Annotated in this window: 18 protein-coding genes and 1 pseudogene; 9 read left to right on the top strand and 10 right to left on the bottom strand. The window is 70.6% G+C overall.

What is annotated here, in order from left to right:
- The first annotated feature begins 28 nt into the window (after positions 1–28).
- Positions 29–958: a DMT family transporter gene (locus tag QSU92_RS03000; RefSeq protein WP_289264725.1), complete on the top strand. Its 930-nt coding sequence runs from the start codon at positions 29–31 to the stop codon at positions 956–958.
- Positions 958–1,422, top strand: a complete 465-nt coding sequence (locus QSU92_RS03005; protein WP_289264726.1) for a GNAT family N-acetyltransferase — start codon at positions 958–960, stop codon at positions 1,420–1,422. Before QSU92_RS03000 ends, QSU92_RS03005 begins: the two co-directional genes overlap by 1 nt.
- A gap of 20 nt (positions 1,423–1,442) precedes the next feature.
- Here QSU92_RS03005 and ispD read toward each other — a convergent pair whose 3' ends face one another.
- Together ispD and QSU92_RS03015 are read right to left on the bottom strand one after the other, a co-directional pair.
- A complete protein-coding gene (ispD, locus tag QSU92_RS03010) occupies positions 1,443–2,645 on the bottom strand; it encodes a 2-C-methyl-D-erythritol 4-phosphate cytidylyltransferase (RefSeq protein WP_289264727.1) in 1,203 nt (400 codons plus the stop codon).
- Positions 2,646–2,661: 16 nt separating this feature from the next.
- Entirely contained in the window at positions 2,662–3,144 is a 483-nt protein-coding gene (locus QSU92_RS03015; RefSeq protein ID WP_124293803.1) for a CarD family transcriptional regulator, read from the bottom strand.
- 163 nt (positions 3,145–3,307) lie between these two features.
- Here QSU92_RS03015 and QSU92_RS03020 point away from each other — a divergent pair, with 163 nt between their 5' ends.
- Positions 3,308–3,832: a DNA modification methylase gene (locus QSU92_RS03020; RefSeq protein ID WP_289264728.1), complete on the top strand. Its 525-nt coding sequence runs from the start codon at positions 3,308–3,310 to the stop codon at positions 3,830–3,832.
- 15 nt (positions 3,833–3,847) lie between these two features.
- Here the strand turns inward: QSU92_RS03020 and QSU92_RS03025 are convergent, their stop codons facing one another.
- Entirely contained in the window at positions 3,848–4,531 is a 684-nt protein-coding gene (locus QSU92_RS03025; RefSeq protein WP_289264729.1) for a response regulator transcription factor, read from the bottom strand.
- Positions 4,528–5,764, bottom strand: a pseudogene (locus QSU92_RS17600) (sensor histidine kinase). The gene QSU92_RS03025 and the pseudogene QSU92_RS17600 overlap by 4 nt, the downstream one beginning before the upstream one ends.
- A 175-nt stretch (positions 5,765–5,939) precedes the next feature.
- On the opposite strand from QSU92_RS17600, the gene phoU reads away from it, so the two are divergent.
- Positions 5,940–6,623, top strand: a complete 684-nt coding sequence (gene phoU / locus QSU92_RS03035; RefSeq protein ID WP_124293807.1) for a phosphate signaling complex protein PhoU — start codon at positions 5,940–5,942, stop codon at positions 6,621–6,623.
- A 64-nt stretch (positions 6,624–6,687) separates the two neighbouring features.
- Here the strand turns inward: phoU and QSU92_RS03040 are convergent, their stop codons facing one another.
- Entirely contained in the window at positions 6,688–7,440 is a 753-nt protein-coding gene (locus QSU92_RS03040; protein ID WP_289264730.1) for a phosphoglyceromutase, read from the bottom strand.
- Positions 7,441–7,496: 56 nt separating this feature from the next.
- Here QSU92_RS03040 and QSU92_RS03045 point away from each other — a divergent pair, with 56 nt between their 5' ends.
- Positions 7,497–8,321, top strand: coding sequence for a class I SAM-dependent methyltransferase (locus QSU92_RS03045; RefSeq protein ID WP_289264731.1), 825 nt, complete (start codon positions 7,497–7,499; stop codon positions 8,319–8,321).
- A gap of 48 nt (positions 8,322–8,369) precedes the next feature.
- Here QSU92_RS03045 and ygfZ read toward each other — a convergent pair whose 3' ends face one another.
- From ygfZ to QSU92_RS03060, 3 genes are all read right to left on the bottom strand, one after another.
- A complete protein-coding gene (gene ygfZ / locus QSU92_RS03050) occupies positions 8,370–9,476 on the bottom strand; it encodes a CAF17-like 4Fe-4S cluster assembly/insertion protein YgfZ (protein ID WP_289264732.1) in 1,107 nt (368 codons plus the stop codon).
- 1 nt (position 9,477) lies between these two features.
- Positions 9,478–10,086, bottom strand: coding sequence for a nitrobindin family protein (locus QSU92_RS03055; RefSeq protein ID WP_289264733.1), 609 nt, complete (start codon positions 10,084–10,086; stop codon positions 9,478–9,480).
- Positions 10,087–10,239: 153 nt separating this feature from the next.
- Positions 10,240–10,530: a hypothetical protein gene (locus QSU92_RS03060; RefSeq protein ID WP_289264734.1), complete on the bottom strand. Its 291-nt coding sequence runs from the start codon at positions 10,528–10,530 to the stop codon at positions 10,240–10,242.
- Positions 10,531–10,675: 145 nt separating this feature from the next.
- On the opposite strand from QSU92_RS03060, the gene QSU92_RS03065 reads away from it, so the two are divergent.
- The 4 genes from QSU92_RS03065 (at position 10,676) to QSU92_RS03080 (ending at position 15,183) form a co-directional block, all read left to right on the top strand.
- Complete coding sequence (locus QSU92_RS03065) at positions 10,676–11,392, top strand: winged helix-turn-helix domain-containing protein (RefSeq protein ID WP_289264735.1); 717 nt, start codon at positions 10,676–10,678, stop codon at positions 11,390–11,392.
- An 83-nt stretch (positions 11,393–11,475) separates the two neighbouring features.
- Entirely contained in the window at positions 11,476–13,641 is a 2,166-nt protein-coding gene (locus QSU92_RS03070) for an RNA degradosome polyphosphate kinase (protein WP_289264736.1), read from the top strand.
- Positions 13,638–14,573: an NUDIX hydrolase gene (locus QSU92_RS03075; protein ID WP_289264737.1), complete on the top strand. Its 936-nt coding sequence runs from the start codon at positions 13,638–13,640 to the stop codon at positions 14,571–14,573. The genes QSU92_RS03070 and QSU92_RS03075 overlap by 4 nt, the downstream gene beginning before the upstream one ends.
- A gap of 85 nt (positions 14,574–14,658) precedes the next feature.
- Positions 14,659–15,183 (top strand): 4'-phosphopantetheinyl transferase family protein, encoded by a 525-nt coding sequence (locus tag QSU92_RS03080; protein WP_289264738.1) that lies wholly within the window; start codon positions 14,659–14,661, stop codon positions 15,181–15,183.
- Here QSU92_RS03080 and QSU92_RS03085 read toward each other — a convergent pair.
- On the bottom strand, positions 15,141–16,427 hold the full coding sequence (locus QSU92_RS03085) for a M1 family metallopeptidase (RefSeq protein WP_289264739.1): 1,287 nt from the start codon (positions 16,425–16,427) through the stop codon (positions 15,141–15,143). The two genes, QSU92_RS03080 and QSU92_RS03085, sit on opposite strands and share 43 nt — an antisense overlap.
- Positions 16,428–16,440: 13 nt before the next feature.
- Positions 16,441–20,406 carry a Pls/PosA family non-ribosomal peptide synthetase gene (locus QSU92_RS03090; RefSeq protein ID WP_289264740.1) on the bottom strand — a complete coding sequence of 1,322 codons (3,966 nt, stop codon included), beginning with the start codon at positions 20,404–20,406 and terminating at the stop codon, positions 16,441–16,443.
- Between the last annotated feature and the right edge of the window lie 27 nt (positions 20,407–20,433).

The raw sequence follows: 20,433 nt of genomic DNA on the forward strand, positions 1-20,433 counted from the left end.
GAGGTGCCGGGGCCGGTAGAACTGTAGGGTGCACGTGTTCGCCGTCCTCGCCGCCGCGGTGCTGTTCGGCACGACCGGCACGTCGCAGGCCCTCGGTCCTGACGACACCACTCCCCTCTCCATCGGCGTGATGCGCATGGTCATCGGCGGCACCGGGCTCGCTCTGCTCGCCGGTCTCCTCGCACGACGCCATGCCCGGCGGCGTCCCGCAGACGCACGCCCTGCACCGCGTCTCGGCCTCCGCCCCCTTCTGCTCATGGCCGTCACCGGCATCTGCCTCGCGCTCTACCAGCCGCTGTTCTTCCTCGGCACCGAACGCAACGGCGTCGCCGTCGGGACAGTGGTGGCCCTGGGGTCGGCCCCGGTGATGGCGGGACTGCTCGAGTGGCTGCTCACCAGACGTCTTCCCACCGCCACCTGGGCCGTGGCGACCGGTGCTGCCACGATCGGCGTCGTGCTCCTGGGAGCCGGGGGTGATGTCGGCGGCGGCGGAACGGATCCGGCGGGCCTTGCGGGTTCCCTCGGCGCCGCGGCATCCTTCGCCGTCATCGCGAACGTGCAGCGGCGACTGCTGGATGCGGGGTGGGATCCCTTCACCGTCGTCGGCGGGATGGGTGCGAGTTCGGCCCTCGTGGCCCTGCCCGTGCTGCCGTTCGTGGACGTGTCATGGCTGGCCGAACCCGCGGGGCTCGCGATGGCGCTCTGGCTCGGTCTCGGGACGATCTCCGTCGCCTACGTCCTGTTCACCTGGGGACTCGGCGGCCTCACCGCAGCGACCGCCGCGACCCTCACGCTCGGTGAGCCGCTCACCGCCGCGATCCTCGGGCTCACAGTCCTCGGTGAACGGCTCTCGCTGCTCGCGGTGATCGGCCTCGTCGTGCTGGGGATCGGCCTGGCCCTCCTCGCCCGCGGATCGCGCGCACCGCGAGATCCCCGTCCGTTCGCAGTGGAGGGCTGATGACCGCCGTGACCCTCCGACCCGCCACCGTCGCCGATCCGGCGGTGCGCCGTCTCATCGAGTTCCACCTGCGCGACATGCAGGGCCTGTCGCCGGCGGAGAGCGTGCACGCGCTCGGCGCTGGGGCGCTGGATGTCGCTTCGGTCGAACTCTGGGGGGCGTGGGACGTCGATGCGCTGGCAGGCGTCGGAGCCCTGGCGGCCCTCGACGCCGTTCGGGGGGAGCTGAAATCCATGCGGGTCGCCGACGCCTACCGCGGCCGCGGGGTGGGGCGACTGATCCTCTGCCACCTCATCGAGCGCGCCCGACGGCTCGGAATGACGTCGGTCTGGTTGGAGACGGGCTCGGCGCAGGCGTTCGCCCCGGCCCGCGGGCTCTACCTCAGCGAGGGATTCCGCTTCTGCGCGCCGTTCGGCGACTACTCTCCCGATCCGCACTCGGTCTTCCTGACCCGGAACATCTGACCCCCGCCGAGCGGCCTCGCTCAGGCGGGCAGGACGAGGGCGACGGCGAAGGCGGCCACGCCGTCACCGCGACCGGTGAAGCCGAGGCCGTCCGTCGTCGTCGCCGACACCGATACGGGCGCCCCGCCCAGGGCGCGCGAGAGCACCGCCGCCGCTTCGGCACGTCGTGCGGCCAACCGCGGGCGCCGCGCCTGAACCTGCACCGAGACGTTTCCGATCCGGAAGCCTGCTTCACCGAGGAGCGCGTGCGTGCGGGCGAGGAAGGCATCGGCGTGCGCACCGGCGAACTCCGGTCGGTCGGTGCCGAAGTGCGTGCCGATGTCGCCGATACCCGCGGCCGCCAGAAGCGCGTCGACGATCGCGTGCGCGACCGCATCTCCGTCGGAATGCCCCGAGAGCGCCGGTTCACCCGGCCATTCGAGTCCGGCGAGCCAGAGGTTCCCGTCGCCGCCGACGGCATGGACGTCGGTGCCGATCCCCACACGGGGGGACTGGGGAACGTGCTGCAGGGACGACTCCACCGCCGCCAGCGGCTGGTCGGCGACGAGTCGGCGAGCGCGTTCGAGGTCATCGGGGGTGGTGATCTTGAAAGCCCTCGCGTCGCCCTGCACCGCGAGCACCGTGTGTCCCGCCTCACCGACGAGCGCCGCGTCGTCGGTGAACTCCGATGTCGCCGAGCGATAGGCCGTTTCGAGGATGTCGCGACGGAAACCCTGCGGTGTCTGCGCCGCCGACAGCTCGCTGCGATCGACCACCCCGACGATGAGGTCATCCTGCACGCGCTTGATCGTGTCGATGACCGGGAGCACCGGCACCGCGCCGGCATGACCGAGCTCGAGCGCGGCCATGACGCGGTCGAACACGTCGGACGGCGTCAGGCAGCGCGCAGCGTCGTGCACGAGGACGTAGTCGATGTCGGCCCACAGCGCCTCGATACCCGCCGCCACGGACGACTGCCGCGAGGCTCCGCCGGTCACGACGGTGACGAGGTCGCGCCGGTCACCCGCCGCCTCCAGCGCATCGGTGAGGGCATCCCCCTCGCGACCGGCCGGCGCGACGATCACGACCTGCGCCGCTCCCGCCTCGAAGACCCGGGCGAGGGCGTGACGGAGGATCGTGTGCTCGTCCAGTCCGACGAAGGCCTTCGGTCCGGCGCCGAGACGGGTGCCGGAGCCTGCCGCGACGACGATGATCGCGACGCGGGGAACGGGGGTGATGGTCACACCCCCACGCTATCGACTAGGAGGCCAGAACCTCGTCGAGGAGGACGCTGGCCTTCTCCTCGTCGGTCTTCTCCGCCAGCGCGAGCTCGGAGATGAGGATCTGCTTCGCCTTCGCGAGCATCCGCTTCTCACCCGCGGACAGACCGCGGTCCTGATCGCGGCGCCACAGGTCGCGCACGACCTCGCTCACCTTGATGACGTCACCCGAAGCGAGCTTCTCGAGGTTCGCCTTGTACCGGCGCGACCAGTTCGTGGGCTCTTCGGTGAAGGGAGCGCGGAGAACGTCGAAGACGCGCTCGAGGCCTTCCTTGCCGATCACATCGCGGACCCCGACCAGGTCGACGTTGTCAGCGGGAACCTCGATGGTGAGATCGCCCTGTGTGACGCGGAGCTTCAGATAGACCTTCTCTTCGCCTTTGATGATGCGGGTCTTCACTTCCGCGATCGTCGCTGCCCCGTGGTGGGGGTAGACGACCGTCTCGCCAACCTCAAAAAGCATGGAGTTATGTCCTTTCGGCAACGCCCAGAATACCACAGGCGACATGCGCTAGAGTTCGCCGGTCCACCGCCGCGCCGCGCCCGCCGGACTCCCGCTTGGCCCGTCCCGGACGGGCGCACCCCATAGAATGCAAGGGTTGCCGCCATCCGTTCCGGGAGGATCCGTGAATTCGTTGAACCGCACTTTCGGCACGGGACGCACCCGGACCGCCGCGCGCATGCTGGCCGCCGGCGCCCTCGGCGCTGCCGTCCTGCTCGGCGCGAGCGGGTGCGCCTTCATCTCCACGCAGGCCACGACCATCCAGTACTCCCCGTCGGACGGCATCATCATCTCGCCCGAGAGCGGGCCGGTGCAGATCCGCAGTGTGCTCATCGTGGCCAACGAAGACGGATCGGCGGGCAATCTCCTGGGCGCCTTCGTCAACTCCACCGACGACAACCACACCGTCAGCATGGAGTTCGGCGAGCCCGGCAGCGGCATATCCGAGACCATCCGCGTGCCCGCCAACACCGTGATCAGTCTCGGCGTCGACGGCGAGGACCCGATCCTCCTCGAGGGGATCGAGATGCTCCCCGGCACGGACGTGCCGGCGAGCTTCCAGTCCGGCGACGGCGAGACGGTCCTCGCCGACGTCCCGGTCCTCGACGGCGAGCAGGATTACCTCGCGCCGTTCGTCCCGGCCTCCTAGCGCGCCCGCAGCGGGTCAGCCCTCGAAGCGGTAGCCGAGCCCCCGCACGGTCACGAGCATCGTCGGGTCGGAGGGATTCTCCTCGATCCGCGAACGGATCCGCTTGATGTGCACGTCCAGCGTCTTGGTGTCGCCGAAGTAATCGCTCCCCCAGACGCGGTCGATCAGCTGACCGCGGGTGAGCACCCGGCCCGCGTTGCGCATGAGAACCTCGAGCAGCTCGAATTCCTTCAGCGGCATGTTGATCTGCGTGTCATCGACGCTCACCGTGTGCCGGTCGATGTCGAGCACGACGCGGCCGCCGACGAGCACGTGATCCTGCAGGTCCGAGTCGGTCTGCTGCTGACGGCGGAGGACGGCGCGCATCCGCGCCAGGAGCTCGCGCGCCGAGTAGGGCTTCGTGACGTAGTCGTCGGCGCCGAGCTCGAGCCCGACGACGATGTCGACCTCCGAGTCCTTCGCGGTGAGCATGATGATCGGCACCGTCGAGGTGGTCCGGATCTGCCGGCACACCTCTGTCCCGGGCATGCTCGGGAGCATCAGATCCAGCAGCACGATATCGGCCCCGCGCTCGCGGAATGCCGCGAGGGCTGCCGCACCGTCCTCAGCGATCTCGACCTCGTACCCCTCCCGCTTGAGCAGGTAGGCCAGCGGGTCGGCGAGATCGGGTTCATCCTCAACGAGCAGGACGCGGGTCATTCGGGTTCTCCGTTCGGAACGGGGCGGGAGGGGACGGATGCCGCGGTGCGGCCGACCCCGGAGGCGGGACGCTTGCGGCGGGGGCGACGACCGGGGCTGTCATCCAGGGGCGGCTCGACCAGGGGCAGCCGGATCGTGAAGGTGGACCCCCGCCCGGGCCGTGACCACAGCCGCACCTCCCCGCCGTGGCGCTGCACGGCGTGCTTGACGATGGCGAGCCCGAGACCCGTGCCGCCGGTGCGGCGCGATCGCGCCTGATCGGTGCGGTAGAAGCGCTCGAAGATGCGCTCCTGGTCGGCCTCGGGGATGCCGATGCCGCGGTCCGTGACCGCGATCTCGACGATGTCCTCGACGGCCTTGACCCCGACACCGACGCTCGACCCCTTCGGGGAGTACGCGATCGCGTTGGCGATGAGATTGCCGACGGCCTCGCTGAGGATCTGGCCGTCGCCGCGTACGTACAGACCGCGCGAGCCACCTCGGGTCAGCGCGACATCAGCGGATGCCGCCTGCAGGGTGTGCGCGTCGACCGCGGAGGCGATGACCTCGTCGACCGACACGCTGCGCTCCTCGGAGAGCCTCATCGGCCGACTGCAGCCGGGAGAGGTTCATGATGCGGGAGGTCAGGAGCGCGAGCCGATTGGCCTCGGCCGTCAGGCGGGAGGAGAACACCCGCACCTGATCGGGGTCGTCGGCGGCGGATTCGATCGCCTCCGCCAGCAGGCTCACCGCCCCCACCGGGGTCTTGAGCTCGTGGCTGGTGTTCGCCACGAAATCGCGCCGCATCTGCTCGACCCGTTCCCGCTCGGTGATGTCGCGGAGGACCAGGAGCGTCAGGCGCGGGGAGATCCGTGTCGCCCGTACCGAGACCAGTCGCGGCTCGGCGGGCGGCGCGCCCCGCTGCAGGCGCAGCGTGGCGGACGCCGACGTGGCGTCATCCTTCATCTTGCGCACGAGGACGCGCAGGTCGTCGCCGGGAAGGGCCGCACCCTCCCTCAGATGGAAAGGCGCCGCCGAGGCGGATGCCGCCAGGACGGTGAAGGAGTTGTCCACCACGACGGCCGGGTCGTCCATGCCGTGGAGCACCTCGCTCATGCCCTCGGGCAGCTCGCGGGAATCCGCCGCACGCAGGCGATCACGGGCGCGCATGGAAATGAGGACGATGCCGCTCAAGAGTGCCCCGATGACCACCCCGGCGAGGAGGGCCAGCAGCGCGAGCTGCGTCGTGTCCATGGGTTCCAGCGTAGAGTGCCAGGCACCAGCGCTCCGGCGCAACGGAAGACCCTGCGAGGGCGAGGTCGCTACTATTCACTGTTCGGGCACCGTTCGTTAACCTCCGCTGACGACAATCGCGGGGGTTACGCGTGCCCGCCCGACGCGGAAGACCATCACGAGGAAAGGTGCTGCGATGCGCGAAGTATTCCATCAGTCGCTGGAGGACGTGCAGTCGCGTCTGGTCGAGATCTCCGAGCTGGTCACGGTGGCGATCGACAAAGCCACCCGCGCCTTCGGCTCCAGCGACGTCTCGCTGGCCGAAGAGGTCATCGACGCCGACCTCATCATCGATCAGAAGACCGTCGAACTCGACGAGCTCGCGATCGAGATCCTCGCCCGGCAGCAGCCGGTCGCCCGCGATCTGCGCATCGTCGTCAGCGCCCTCCGCGTCAGCGCATCGCTCGAGCGCATGGGCGACATCGCCGAGCACATCGCTCAGCTCACCCGCATGCGCTTCCCCGAGCGGGCGGTCCCCAAGGGCCTGAAGTCGACGTTCTCCAAGATGGGTCAGCTCGATGTCGAGGCGGCGCGCCTGCTGACCGAGCTCCTGCGGACCATCGACCTGACCATCACCGACCGCATCCGTGACCTCGACGACAAGATCGACGACCTGCACGTCAGCGTCTTCGAGAAGGTGCTCTCCGACAGCTGGGAGGGCGAGGCCTCGGCGACGGTCGACGCCACCCTGGCGAGCCGGTACCACGAGCGCTTCGCCGACCACGCGGTATCCATCGGAAAGAAGATGATCTACCTCGCCACCGGTGACTGGGCGAGCCACGGCGAGGCGTTCGAAGAGGCCCAGGCCGCGAACGCCTGAACCCTCCCCTGACGAAAGAACGGGCCCGCGCATGCGCCGGGCCCGTTCCGCGTTTCCAGGATGCCTACTTCTTCGCGCCCTGAGCGGCGACGGCTGCGGCGCCGGCCGCCGCGGCCTCGGGGTCGAGGTACTGCCCCGGCCCGTCGGCCACGAGGTTCTCGTCGAGGCGGTACACCAGCGGAATCCCGGTCGGGATGTTGACCTCGGCGATGTCGGCGTCGCTGATGCCCTCGAGATGCTTGACGAGGCCACGCAGCGAGTTTCCGTGCGCGGTGACCAGGACCGTCTTACCCGCCTGCAGGTCGGGGACGATGTCGCTGTTCCAGTACGGCAGCAGACGTTCGATCACCAGCGCGAGCGACTCGGTGCGCGGCACCTCGCCGTCGATGCCCTCGTAACGGGGGTCGCCGATCTGGCTGAATTCGTCGTCGTCGGCCAGCGGCGGCGGCGGCACGTCGAAGGAGCGGCGCCAGAGCATGAACTGCTCCTGCCCGAACTCCGCCAGGGTCTGCGCCTTGTCCTTCCCCTGCAGTGCTCCGTAGTGCCGCTCGTTCAGGCGCCACGAGCGCTTCACCGGAATCCACAGCCGGTCGGCCGCGTCGAGGGCGATGTTCGCCGTCTGAATGGCGCGGCTGAGCACCGAGGTGTAGAGGATGTCGGGAGCCAGGCCCGACTCGGCGAGGAGCTGTCCGCCGCGGGTGGCCTCGGCCTTGCCCTGCTCGGTCAGGCGGACATCGACCCACCCGGTGAAGAGGTTCAGCTCGTTCCACTCGCTCTGGCCGTGACGAAGGAGGATCAGCGTAGAGGGCTCGGTCATACGTTCATGCTACTGAGCGCATCGGCCGCACCCGAACCCGCTGGCATCATGGAGGGATGACCGGCGGACGCGCTCCCATCGGTCGCGTCACGCGGGGGACGACCGGCACCAATCGCCTTCGCCGGGTGGACCGGTGGATCGCCAGGCACCCCGCCCTCCGACGCTCGGACGACCCCCTCGTCGTCGACCTCGGCTACGGAGCGCGGGGCTGGACGACGCTGGAGCTGTGGTCCCGCATCTCGCCGGTGCACCCGGCCGCGGAGGTCGTGGGCCTCGAGATAGATCCGGCGCGGGTGGACCGTGCCCGCGAGGAACTCGCACGGGTCCGCGCCGGGGAGACCTCTTTCGCTCGCGACGCCCGCGTGCGCTTCGACCGCGGCGGCTTCGAGGTTGTCCTTCCGAACGGACGCCGGCCCGCGGTCATCCGCGCCATGAACGTCCTCCGCCAGTACGACGAGACCGAGGTCGTCAACGCCTGGGAGCGAATGACCGCCCGCCTTCAGCCGGGCGGCGTGCTCGTCGAGGGCACGTGCGACGAGCGGGGCCGGATCGCCACCTGGGTCGCCGTCGACGACACCTCGCGCCCGCGCACCCTGACGATCTCCCTGCGCCTGGCCGATCTCGAGCGGCCGGGGGTCGTCGCCGAGCGACTCCCGAAGGCACTGATCCATCGGAACGTGCCCGGCGAGCGGATCCACGACGTGCTCCGGGCTGCGGACGACGAGTGGGAGCGCGCCGCCGGTCTCGCGCCGTTCGGCCCGGTCCAGCGGTGGGAAGGAGCCCTGCGGGGGCTGCAGGCGCGCGGGGTCGAGATCCTGGACCGTCGGCGCTGGCGCCTGGGCGAGATGACGGTCCCGTGGGAAACCGTCGCTCCCCGCTGACGGGGACCGATCAGGGTCTGACGGGGACCGATCAGGCCTGCGCCCGGATCACGCCCCGGCGACCTTCCGCCGTGAAAGTCGGGTGATGCGCGGAACTCCGGCGACCGCGCCCGCCTCCGGCGGCACGATGGCGACCTGCGCGGCCGCGATCGCACCGTCCTCGGTGTCGACGACGAGATCGACGTCGATGGGGGTGTTCCTGCGCACCAGAGCCAGGGCGATGGGCCCTTCCTCGTAGTGCAGCGCCGAGGAGGTGATCGCACCCACCACGTCCTCCCCCGTCCGGACCGGGGCTCCGGGCGCGGGAAGCGTGCTGTCGCTGCCGTCGAGGTGCAGGGCGACCAGGCGCCGCGGCGGATGGCCGAGGTTGTGCACCTTGGCCACCGTCTCCTGCCCGCGGTAGCAGCCCTTGCTCAGGTGCACCGCGGTCCGCAGCCAATCGGCCTCGTGCGGGAGCGCACGCTCATCGGCTTCGCTCCGCCAGCGCGGACGCCACGCGGCGATGCGCAGGGCATCGGCGGCGAGCGACCCGGCGAGGTCCCGCTCACCGCGGCGGGCGTCCTCGAGCATGCGAGCGGCGTCATCGGGGAGCACGAGCGCCTCGGTCCAGTCCCAGTCCTCACCGGCGTGCTGCTCGAGCGGTCCGTAGGCATGCCCCCCGACCTGAACGCGAGGCCACGGGTCCTGCCACGCGAGCCGGCGTCCTGTCACCTCAGCTGCGGGAACACCGCGCACCGCGGCATCCGTTCCCCCCACCACGACGACCTCGTCGGTCGCATCCCTGATCTCCACGCGCAGCCGGAACCGCATCCGCGTCAGCCACGACGCCAGCGGCCCGACGTCAGCGGCGTCGACGATCAACCAGGTCGTCTCGCCGTCGTCGAGGACGGATGCCGCGTGCTCGACGTGTCCGTGCGGATCGAGCACGAGCATCTCGGTGCTCTCGCCCGGCGAGAGATGGGCGACCGCCTGGGAGGTGAGCGAGTCCAGCCAGGACAGTCGATCGGGTCCGGCGACGGCGATGACCCCCCGATCGCCGAGGAGCGCGACGGCGCGGCCGTGTGCCAGCGCGCGCTGCTCTCCGAGCGGATTGCCGAGGTGCCGGAGCACCCCGTCTTCGACGACGGCACCGGGAAGATCGATGAGGGGAAGCATGTCAGTCCGCCTTCGCCAGTCGGGCCGACGCGTGCGCGCCCAGGCGGGCGCCGACGGCGGCGATGTCCCAGGCCCACAGCAGGTGGCCGTCCACGAGCCCGTACATCCGTGTGGCGGCGGTGTAGGGCTTGGCACCCGCGGTGCGGACGACGGCGTCGGTGGCGAGGTCGATGCGCGGACCACGCACGCGACCGAGGTACAGCTCGCTGACGCCGTCGGAGTGCACGATCGCCGCTTCCACCTCGAAGTCGCCCTCGGGCGTGCGCAGGGCCTCGACGTCGTCGACGGTGCGCGCGGGGGCGCTCGCGATCGGGGGAAGGAGCCCGGGGCCCGCGTCCGCAGCGGTCGCCGCGCGCGACAGGCGCCAGAATCCCATCTCGGAGACCAGCTCCTGCGGCCGCGGGTCGGGCGCAGGAGCGAGCAGCCACGCCCGGGCCGAATAGTTAAGGTGGTCTCCCCCGTCGTGACTGAAGCTCACCCGGTGACGGAACTCTCCGACGTAGTGGTGTTCAGGGGTGTCGTAATCGATGACGCCCGTGCCCTCCCACACGCCCAGTAGCCACGAGAGAGGAGCGAGATCGGCGGGGAGGTCGGTCGGCAGTTCGAGCACGAAGGGCTCGTCAGCGCTGACCGCGGTAGAGGTTCTTGATCACGACAGCCGACACGAACGCGATCGCGACCGACGCGAGACCCAGCAACCCCAGGTAGAAGATTTCCAGCGCAAGCAGGTCCATACCCCTGAGTCTAGCGCCGCCCGCGAAGGCTAGCCCGTCACGACGGCGGCGAGCGCGAAGCCCATGCTCAGCACGCCCAGCACCAGCAGGGCGCCGAGGACGCTGGCCGCCACCCGCTCGGTGAAACCCTGAGAACGCCCGTACCAGAGCTGCACCGCGAAGGCGAGGATCAGGCAGCCGCCGAGAGTCACCGTCAACCACGCGGCCCGCCACTCCACCGGCACGAGCACCCCGATCGCCACTCCCGCGACCGCCGCGAGCACCCATACGGCGATGATCCCGCCGATGGTGCGGCGGGGGACGAGCTCGATCTCGGACATCCCCTTCATTGTGTCCTATCCGACCGGAGAGAACACCCCGCTCGCCGACCGCGTCGGGCCGGTACCCGTCACGCCCTACACTGGGCTTCACGACGTGAAGTCAGAGTGCACGACGCCTCAGAGCGTCGGGAGGACGGTCCAGCGAGTGGCACAGCTTCTGGTGTTGAGCTCCACGCAGGGAGCAGGTCCTGTCCTGCCTGCCATGGAACTGCTCAGTCACCGCGTGCGGCTCATCCCGGCCGAGCCGGCGCAGCTGGTCAACGCCCCGGCAGCCGACGTCATCTTCGTCGATGCCCGCGTCGACCTCGTCGGCGCCAAGTCGCTGTGCAAGATCCTCAACACCACGGGCCTGGACGCACCTCTGCTCCTCGTCGTCACCGAGGGCGGCCTGACAGCGGTGTCCACCGATTGGGGTGTCGACGACGTCATTTTGGTGACCGCGGGCCCCGCCGAGGTCGACGCCCGCATCCGCCTGGCGATCGGCCGGGTCTCGAAGGAGCAGGTCTCCACCCGCATCCAGACCTCCGGCATCAGCATCGATGAGTCCTCGTACTCCGCCAAGGTGCACGGCAAACCCCTGGACCTCACATACAAGGAGTTCCAGCTCCTGCACTTCTTCGCCACGCACCCCTCGCGGGTGTTCACGCGCGAGCAGCTGCTGAGCGAGGTGTGGGGCTACGACTACTTCGGCGGCACCCGCACCGTCGACGTGCATGTCCGGCGGCTGCGCGCCAAGCTCGGCGATCTCGAGCAGCTGATCGGCACGGTGCGCAATGTCGGCTACCGGTTCAACGTCTACGAGGACGATCAGGTCCCCGCGCCCCGTGAGCGGACCACGAACCGGGAGCGCACGGACGCCTGACCCCGCCGCCGGAATCGGCGCCGACAGCGACGCCGGACGCGCCTGTTCACGCGAGCGACACCTCACCCTGCAATGATGTGGGGATGATCGAACACGACGTGCTCGACGCCGGCCTCGGCGATGCGGATGACGACGACTTCGACGTTCCCGAGGCGTTCGACTCCGAGCTCCCCGACGATCGCTACCTCGATCGCGAGCTGAGCTGGCTCGCTTTCAATCAGCGGGTCCTCGAGCTCGCCGAAGACCCCTCGCTCCCGGTGCTCGAACGGGCGAACTTCCTGGCCATCTTCGCCAGCAACCTCGACGAGTTCTTCATGGTGCGCGTGGCCGGGCTCAAGCGTCGCATCCTCACCGGCCTCGCCGTCCCCACCAACGTCGGCCGAGCCCCCCAGGAGGTGCTCGCCGACATCTCCTCCGCCGCGCACGCCCTCCAGCTGCGTCACGCCGACGCCTGGACGAGCCTGGTGAGACCGGAGCTGGCGGAGAAGGGGATCGAGATCCTCTCGTACGACGATCTCAGCACCGACGAGCGCATCGCCCTGTACGACTTCTTCCAGGCGCAGGTCTTCCCCGTCCTCATGCCTCTCGCGGTCGACCCGGCCCATCCCTTCCCCTACATCTCCGGCCTGTCGCTGAACCTCGCCATCCGCATCCGCAACGCCCGCACCGGCAGGCAGGAGTTCGCGCGATTGAAGGTGCCGCCGATGCTGCCCCGGTTCGTCGAGGTCGCCCGGGACGGCGAGCGCGTACGGTACCTTCCGCTGGAGGACCTGATCGCCCACAACCTCGACGACCTCTTCCCCGGCATGGAGATCCTCGACCATCACGCCTTCCGCCTCACCCGCAACGAGGACATGACGATCGAGGAGGATGAGACCGAGAACCTCATCCAGGCCCTCGAGGCCGAGCTCCTGCGCCGCAGGTTCGGACCGCCCATCCGCCTCGAGGTCACCGAGGACATGGACGACCTGACGCTGGACCTCCTTCTCAGCGAGCTCGACATCACCGCCCAGGAGGTCTACCGCCTTCCGGGGCCGCTGGACCTGCGAGGACTGTTCGACCTTTCCCGGATCGACCGTCCCGATCTGCGCTACAAGCCGCACCTGCCCACCACGGCGGTGGCCTTCCAGCCGGGCGACAACAACGAACGCGCCGACATCTTCGCCGCCATCCGCAAGGCCGACGTGCTTGTCCACCACCCGTACGAATCTTTCGCGACGAGCGTGCAGGCCTTCCTCGAGCAGGCCGCCAAAGACCCGCACGTGCTCGCCATCAAGCAGACGCTGTACCGCACTTCGGGAGACAGCCCGATCGTGCAGGCGCTCATCGACGCCGCCGAGGCCGGTAAGCAGGTACTCGCGCTGGTCGAGGTCAAGGCGCGGTTCGACGAGGCGGCCAACATCGTGTGGGCGCGCAAGCTCGAAAAGGCCGGCGTCCACGTCGTCTACGGCCTCGTGGGGCTGAAGACCCACTGCAAGCTCGCCCACGTCATCCGCGAGGAGGACGGGGTGCTGCGCTCCTACAGTCACGTCGGCACCGGGAACTACAACCCCAAGACCAGCCGCATCTACGAGGACTTCGGCCTGTTCACCGCCAACGATCAGGTCGGGCGGGACCTCACGCGCCTGTTCAACGAGCTGTCGGGCTACGCGATCGAGAAGAAGTTCAAGCGCCTCCTCGTCGCGCCCCTGCACCTGCGGAAGGGGCTTCTCCGACTGATCGACAGGGAGCGCCGGAACGCCTTGGCGGGCAAGCGCGCCCGCATCCGGATCAAGGTGAACTCCATGGTCGACGAGCAGATCATCGACGCCCTGTACCGGGCGAGCCAGGCGGGGGTGCCCGTGGAGATCTGGGTGCGGGGCATCTGCTCGCTCAAGCCCGGCGTCGCCGGCATGAGCGAGAACATCACCGTCCGCAGCATCCTGGGGCGCTACCTGGAGCACTCGCGGATCTTCGCCTTCGAGCACGACGGCGACCCGCAGGTCTTCATCGGCAGCGCCGACATGATGCACCGCAACCTCGACCGTCGCGTCGAGGCCCTCGTGCGCGTCACCGCCGAGCAGCATCTGAAGGAGCTCTCCGATCTGTTCGACCTCGCGATGAACGACGCGACGAGTTCCTGGTGGCTCGGCCCCGAGGGCGAGTGGACCCGTCACAGCCGAGACGAGGACGGCAAGGCGCTGATCGATCTGCAGGACCGGACGATGACGAACGTGCAGCGCCGCAGGCGCGCACGGGCGGTGCGATGACGGCCGACACGGTCTGGGCCGCGGGCGGCGTCGTCTGGCGCCTGGTGGAGGGGAAGCTCCGGATCCTCCTCATCCATCGCACGAAGTATCGCGACGTCACGCTGCCGAAGGGCAAGGTCGACCCGGGAGAGACCCTCCCCGAAACGGCCGTGCGCGAGATCCACGAGGAGACCGGGATCAAGGTGAGCCTCGGCGCACCCGTCGGGGTGTCCCGCTACCACCTGCCGAGCAAACGCGAGAAGGTCGTGCACTACTGGGCGGCCGAGGCGACCGAGACGGCCATCCGCACCTCCTCGTTCGTGCCCAACCGTGAGATCGCGGCCCTGGAGTGGCGGTCCCCGAAGAAGGCGCTGAAGCTGCTCAGCTACCCGGTCGACGTCGACATCCTCGAGCGGTTCCTGGCCCTCCGCGAAGGCGATCCGCCCCGGACCTTCCCGGTCGTCGTCCTCCGCCACGGAAAAGCCGTCGGGCGCGAGGATTGGGAGGGAAAGGACACCGACCGCCCGCTGGCCGTCCGCGGCAAGCGGCAGGCGTCGGCGCTCGTCGGCCAGCTGCAGGCCTTCGGTGTGCGACAGGTGCTCTCCAGTCCCGCCGTGCGCTGCGTGAAGACGGTCGCCCCCTTCGCCGCCGCTGCCGGTCGAAAGGTGGAGTTCTGTCGCAACATCAGCGAGGACGCCTGGGACGAGGGGTCGGCCGACGTGCGAAGGGTGATCGGGGAGCGGGTGCGCGGCCGGAAGCCCGTCGTGCTCGTCAGCCACCGCCCGGTGCTCCCCACGATCCTCAGTGAGGTCGTGCTGGCGACGGGGACGCTCCCGGGGATGCTGGCCAAGACACCGGCCCTCGAGCCGGCGGGGTACGCCGTGCTCCACGTCTCCGCCGACGCACCGGGCTCCGGTCTTCTCTCGATCGAGACCTTCACGCCCGCGCTGTGAGCGGACGGCCGGCACGGTGAGCGCACAGTCGCGGGCGCCTCATCCGCCTGGGTTCGCCATCGACTGGGCGGAGGTAGGTGAGGGGATGCCACGGCGCGACGTCGCCTGGACCCTCATCGCCGGGCTCGCAGGCAACCCCGCCGACCTTCGCATCCGTAACCCGTGCCCGCGGTGCGGCGGACCGCACGGACCGGTGGTGCTGGAAGGCACACGGCTTCGAGGCTCCGTGGCGTACGCCGGACGGATCGCGGTCGCTGCCGTCGCCTTCCAGGCGGGGGTCATCGGATTCGGAATCGATGCCGAGTCGCGGGTCGATGCCGCGCGCGACAGCGCCGGGTGGGAGGGCGTGCCGCGCCCTGGGCGGCACGGCACCGTGCGCGAGTGGACCCGGATCGAGGCCGCGCTGAAAGCCGACGGTCGAGGCCTGGGGGCCGACCCGGCAGACGTGGTCATCCACGATGTGTCGACCGGCGTCTGGCGGGCCCTGCTCCCCCGCCGCACGAGCGCCGCCGAGGGGTGGGATGTCGACGCATCCCCCGATCTCGTCGTGAGCGCGGCGATCCTCCGTCAACCGAGCGGCGGGAGTTCGGCGCCGTCGATCCAGCGGTGAACAAGCGCCTCCGCCGCGGACCCGAAGGTCTCTGCGACCGCGAGGCGGAAGTCGTCGGTTCCGACGAGCTGGTGGCGGTGCGCCGTGGTCCAGCGCCGCAGGAACCCGAAGAACGCCTCGTCCCCGACAGCCAGACGCAGCGCATGCAGCGTCAGCGCGCCGCGCTTGTAGACGCGGTCATCGAACATCGCCTTCGGACCGGGGTCGGAGAGGATGAGATCGGCCGGCTCTGCCGCCACCCGCTCCCAATGCGCGGCGGCATGGGCGGCGGCGATCGCACCGCCCGAACGCTCCGACCACAGCCACTCGGCGTAGCAGGCGAACCCCTCGTTCAGCCAGATGTCCTGCCAGTCACGGATGCCTACGCTGTTTCCCACCCACTGGTGGGCGAGCTCGTGCGCGATGAGCCGCTCGAAGGACGGTGCGAGGTGGTTGACGCCGAAGAGCGCCATCCCCTGCGCTTCGAGCGGGATCTCCAGGACGTCGGGGGTGACGACCATCGTGCAGCGTTCCTGCGGATAGGGGCCGAAGATGTCCTCGAAGACCGCCATCATCCGCGGGAGCGGAGCGAAAGCCTGCGCGGCCGGTCCCGCGAGTTCGGGCGGGTGGACGAGCTCCGCTGCCACCCCCGGAATACTCACCTCAGCGATCGTGAAGCGTCCGACGTGCGCAGCCACGAGGTAGGTCGCCGTCGGCGCGCGCAGCTCGAAGGTGCGTGATTCGAGCCGGCCACGACGGCGGACGTCCACCGGCACCCCCGTCGCGATGGCGCGGTAAGGGGCGTCCGTCGCAAGGGTCACGCGGTAGGTGGCCCGATCGTCGGGGCGGTCGTTGCACGGGAACCAGGTCGGTGCGCCCGTCGGCTGAGCGGCCACGAGGGCGCCGTCGTCGAGCTCCTCCCACCCGAGCGTCCCCCACGGGCTTCGCCGTGGCCGCGGGGTGCCGGAGTAGGTCACGTCGATGGAGAACCGCTCCCCCGGCTGCAGAGGCGTCGGAAGGGTGATGTGGACGCCCCGCGCATCGTGCCGGAAGATGACGGGGTCGCCGTCCACCCGGATCGCGCTGGCGCGCAGGCCGACCAGGTCCAGACGGACGCGTCCGGTGGGGAGGGCCATGACCGCGTGCAGCAGCGCCCGCCCGTCGAGGCGGTTGGTACGCACGCGGTACGTCAGGTCGAGCGTGTACGACTCGACGTCGAAGGTAGGGTCCCCGCTGTCGGGGGTGTAGGCCGAGACCGGGGTCACGAGATCGAGGACGTCACGAGGTCGACTGATAGGCGCGCACCTTCACCGCGCGCCACGGGCCGATCGGGTTGCCGCTCCAGCGTGACCCGACGGGCACCGCCTCGCCGCGCATCACCAGCGACGCCGGGCCCACCGTCGCGTGCGAGCCGATGACCGCGCCGGGAAGGATGACGCTGTGCGGTCCGAGCGTGGCTCCGGGTTCCAGGGTGACGGTGTCCATACTCATGATTCGATCATGGAACAGGTGTGTCTGCACGACGCACCCGCGATTGACCGTGCTGCCGTCGCCGAGGGTGACGAGGTCGGGTTCGGGGAGCCAGTAGCTCTCGCACCACACTCCCCGGCCGATGCGGGCTCCGAGGGTGCGCAGCCACACGGCCAGAGCCGGGGTGCCGGCGGCTGCTCGGGCGAACCAGGGTGCGGCGACCATCTCGGTGAACGTGTCCGACACCTCGGTGCGCCAGACGAAGCTCGACCACAGCGGAAACTCGCCCGCGCGGATGGGCCCCACGATGAGCCACTTCGCCGCGGTGGTCACGATCGCCGCCACTGCTCCGGCGGAGAGGAGCACGACGCCCGAGAGCAGCAGGGCCGCGATCGGGGCCGCCTCCCACAGGGCCGCGAGGACGAACAGGACGCCCAGGCCGATACCGCAGGTGACGACGACGGGCAGGAAGCGGCACAGTTCCCACAGCGTCCGCGCGACGCGGAGCCGGGTCGGCGGGTGGTAGGTGCGCGCGTCGTCTCCGTCGGCGGTGACCCGTCGCAGGCGCACCGCGGGCGAGCCGAGCCACGACGAGCCGGCCTTCGCCTTTCGCGGCGCGGAGGACAGCACCGCGACGAGGCCGTCGCGGGGCACACGGTGTCCGGGCGCGGCCATTCCGGAGTTGCCCAGGAACGCGCGCTTGCCGATGCGCACCGCGCCGATCCGCACCCAGCCGCGCCGAAGCTCGTAGGAGGCCACCATCGTGTCGTCGGCGAGGAAAGCCCCGTCTTCGATGCGGGTCATCGACGGCAGGAGCAGCACGGTCGACGCCTCGACATCCTTTCCGACCTCGGCGCCGAGAAGCCGCAGCCAGACCGGGGTGAACAGGCTCGAGTAGAGCGGGAAGAGGATCGTGCGCGCAGAATCCAGCAGCCGCTCGATGGTCCAGGCGCGCCATCCGTTCGCGCTTCGCACCGGGAAGGTGCCCTCGCGAAGGCCCGAGGACAGCAGGCGCACGGCGACGACCACGGCGGCGGCGAAGACGACACCGGCGACGAGGACTCCCGGAACGAGCAGGGCGAGCGCGCCCAGGAGGGCGGCGCCGAGGTCATCCGCCCCCCGGATCCCTGCGGCCACGACGAGTCCTCCGACGGCGAAGGCGACGACCGGGAGGAGGGCGAGCAGAACGGATGACGCGGCATAGGCCCAGAGCCATCGATGCGGCGCGGGTGCGCGTTCGGCCGGCCACCCCGAGGCGACCTCCCCCACCCGGACGGCGGGAGACCCGGCCCACGATTGGTCGGCCTTGACACGCCCGAACACCGCCGATCCGGGCGCGATCTCCGCGCGCTGACCGATGCGCGTTCCGGGCGCAAGCGTCGATCGCGTGCCCACCGTGGCATCGGCCCCGATGCGCACCCGGCCGATGCGCACGACGTCGCCGTCGATCCATGTGCCGCTGAGGTCCACCTCCGGCTCGATCGCCGCGCCGTCGCCGACCTCGAGCAGGCCGGTGATGGGCGGGAGGGTGTGCAGATCGACGCCTCGGCCCACCTTGGCCCCGAGCGCCCGGGCGTAGTAGACCACCCAGGGCGCACCGGCGAGCCCGACAGCGTCGACCTGGTCGGCGATCTGCTCGGCGAGCCAGAGGCGCAGGTGCACGCCACCCCCGCGGGGATAGTCCCCGGGCTTCACGCCCGAGAGCAGAAGCCGGGCCGCCGTCGCGGCGATCGCCATGCGACCGAACGGTGTGGCGAAGATCACCAGACCCCCGAGGAGCACGGGCCACGGCGCGGTCGGGAGGACCTCGAAGCCCGGCACCTGCTGCAGGAGCGCCGCGGCGGTGAGGAGGTACAGCAGCCATCGGATGCCGCTCAGCACGAACAGCGGCGCCGCCAGGAGCGTCTGGGCCCACTGCGTGCGGCGCGGGGTCGGCAACGGGCGGCGGAAGTCGGTGCGGGCATCCTCGGCGACGGCCCCGACGGCCTTCGCCATCGCGCCGAGCCGCGGCACATCGTAGATGTCGGCGACGGAGAACTCGGGCACCCGGGCTCGCAGCCTCGACACCAGCTGAGCCGCAGCGAGCGACCCGCCGCCCAGGTCGAAGAAGTCCGCCTCCCGGTCGGCCACCGGCATCCCGAGCACCGCCTGCCACTGGGCGGCCAGCCACACCTCATCGGGCGACAGGTCGCTCACATCCAGCTCTACCCCGGGAAGCGGCCAGGGCAGCGCGGCGCGGTCGACCTTGCCCGAGGTGCGCACCGGGAGGTCGTCGACGACGGCGAGGAGCGGCACGAGCGCGGCGGGAAGGCGCTCGGCGAGGAAGGCGCGCGCTGCTCCCCGATCCAGATCCGCGGGGGCGACGAGGTAGCCGACGAGGAGGGGGACGCCGGCGTCGCTGGTGCGCACGGCCGCTGCAGCGGCGGCGACGCCGGGGATGTCCTGCAGCGCCGCCTCCACCTCTCCGAGCTCGATGCGCCTGCCGCCCACCTTCACCTGGTCGTCGGCGCGACCGACGAACACCAGGCCCTCGGGGTCGTATCGCACGAGGTCGCCCGACCGATACGCCCGCTCCCACTCCAACTGCGGAAAGGGAGCGTACTTCTCGGCGTCCTTGGCCGGGTCGAGATAGCGGGCGAGGCCGACACCCCCGATGATGAGCTCGCCGATCTCGCCCGGCGCAACCCGCATGCCATCGGCGTCCACGACCGCGAGCGCCCAGCCGTCCAGGGGCAGACCGATACGCACCGGTCCGGGACCTCCGAGCGGCGCAGCGCACGCGACGACGGTCGCCTCGGTGGGGCCGTAGGTGTTCCACACCTCGCGACCCTCCACCGACAGCCGCGCAGCGAGCTCGGGCGGGCAGGCCTCGCCGCCGAAGATCAGCAGACGCACGCTTTCCAGCGCATCCTGCGGCCACATCGCCGCGAGAGTGGGGACGGTCGAGACCACGGTGATCCCCTGCCGGATGAGCCAGGGCGCGAGATCCTCACCCGACCGCACGAGCGCCCGCGGCGCGGGAACCAGGCACGCACCGTGTCGCCACGCGAGCCACATCTCCTCGCAGGAGGCGTCGAAAGCCACGGACAGTCCTGCCAGCACGCGGTCGGCGGGGCCGAGCGGCGCGTCCTGCAGGAACAGTCGCGCCTCGGCGTCGACGAAGGCGGCAGCCGACCGGTGTGTGACGGCGACGCCCTTCGGCACGCCCGTCGATCCGGAGGTGAAGATGATCCACGCGTCGTCGTCGGGAGTGGGGGGCGTGAGCGCGGCGAGGGTGGCGGTGTCGGTCGGCACGGAGGGGGCGCGCGCCTCGTCGGGAGCGGATGTGGATGCTGCGGCGCCACCCGCGACGAAGACGAGACCATCGGTGAGGATCCCCGCGACCTGCGCCTCGCCGAAGACCAGCCGCGCCCGCTCGTCCGGGTCGTCGGCGTCGACCGGCACGTACGCGGCGCCGGCGGCGAGGATCCCGAGGATCGCCAGATACAGGTCCTGGGAACCCGACGCGATCCGAACCCCGATGCGATCGCCGCGCGTCACCCCTGCCTCCTGCAGACGGAGCGCGAGGCGGCCGGCCGCGCGCACCGTCTCGCGGTAGCTGAGCGCGGTCGAGCCGTCATCCAGCGCCGAGGCCTCGGGGTGCCGTGCGGCGGTCTCGCGGACGATGTCCCAGAGGGTCCGCGGCGGCGCCGCGACGCCGGCACGGTCGAGCTCGGGCTGGTGACCGCCGGCCGCCTGTCGGGGCGGATTCGCATCCGGTTCGGGGTCGGGCATGCCTCGGATCGTAGCGAGAGAAGGTAA

The organism is Microbacterium sp. ET2 (assembly GCF_030347395.1).
GTDB classification, from domain to species: Bacteria; Actinomycetota; Actinomycetes; order Actinomycetales; family Microbacteriaceae; genus Microbacterium; species Microbacterium albipurpureum.

What these genes read in the sequence shown, in the direction of transcription:
- QSU92_RS03005 (WP_289264726.1), top strand. Translation starts at nt 958, where the DNA reads ATGACCGCCGTGACCCTCCGACCCGCCACCGTCGCCGATCCGGCGGTG.
- QSU92_RS03015 (WP_124293803.1), bottom strand. Translation starts at nt 3,144, where the DNA reads ATGCTTTTTGAGGTTGGCGAGACGGTCGTCTACCCCCACCACGGGGCA.
- QSU92_RS03025 (WP_289264729.1), bottom strand. Translation starts at nt 4,531, where the DNA reads ATGACCCGCGTCCTGCTCGTTGAGGATGAACCCGATCTCGCCGACCCG.
- phoU (WP_124293807.1), top strand. Translation starts at nt 5,940, where the DNA reads ATGCGCGAAGTATTCCATCAGTCGCTGGAGGACGTGCAGTCGCGTCTG.
- QSU92_RS03040 (WP_289264730.1), bottom strand. Translation starts at nt 7,440, where the DNA reads ATGACCGAGCCCTCTACGCTGATCCTCCTTCGTCACGGCCAGAGCGAG.
- QSU92_RS03045 (WP_289264731.1), top strand. Translation starts at nt 7,497, where the DNA reads ATGACCGGCGGACGCGCTCCCATCGGTCGCGTCACGCGGGGGACGACC.
- ygfZ (WP_289264732.1), bottom strand. Translation starts at nt 9,476, where the DNA reads ATGCTTCCCCTCATCGATCTTCCCGGTGCCGTCGTCGAAGACGGGGTG.
- QSU92_RS03060 (WP_289264734.1), bottom strand. Translation starts at nt 10,530, where the DNA reads ATGTCCGAGATCGAGCTCGTCCCCCGCCGCACCATCGGCGGGATCATC.
- QSU92_RS03070 (WP_289264736.1), top strand. Translation starts at nt 11,476, where the DNA reads ATGATCGAACACGACGTGCTCGACGCCGGCCTCGGCGATGCGGATGAC.
- QSU92_RS03075 (WP_289264737.1), top strand. Translation starts at nt 13,638, where the DNA reads ATGACGGCCGACACGGTCTGGGCCGCGGGCGGCGTCGTCTGGCGCCTG.
- QSU92_RS03080 (WP_289264738.1), top strand. Translation starts at nt 14,659, where the DNA reads ATGCCACGGCGCGACGTCGCCTGGACCCTCATCGCCGGGCTCGCAGGC.
- QSU92_RS03090 (WP_289264740.1), bottom strand. Translation starts at nt 20,406, where the DNA reads ATGCCCGACCCCGAACCGGATGCGAATCCGCCCCGACAGGCGGCCGGC.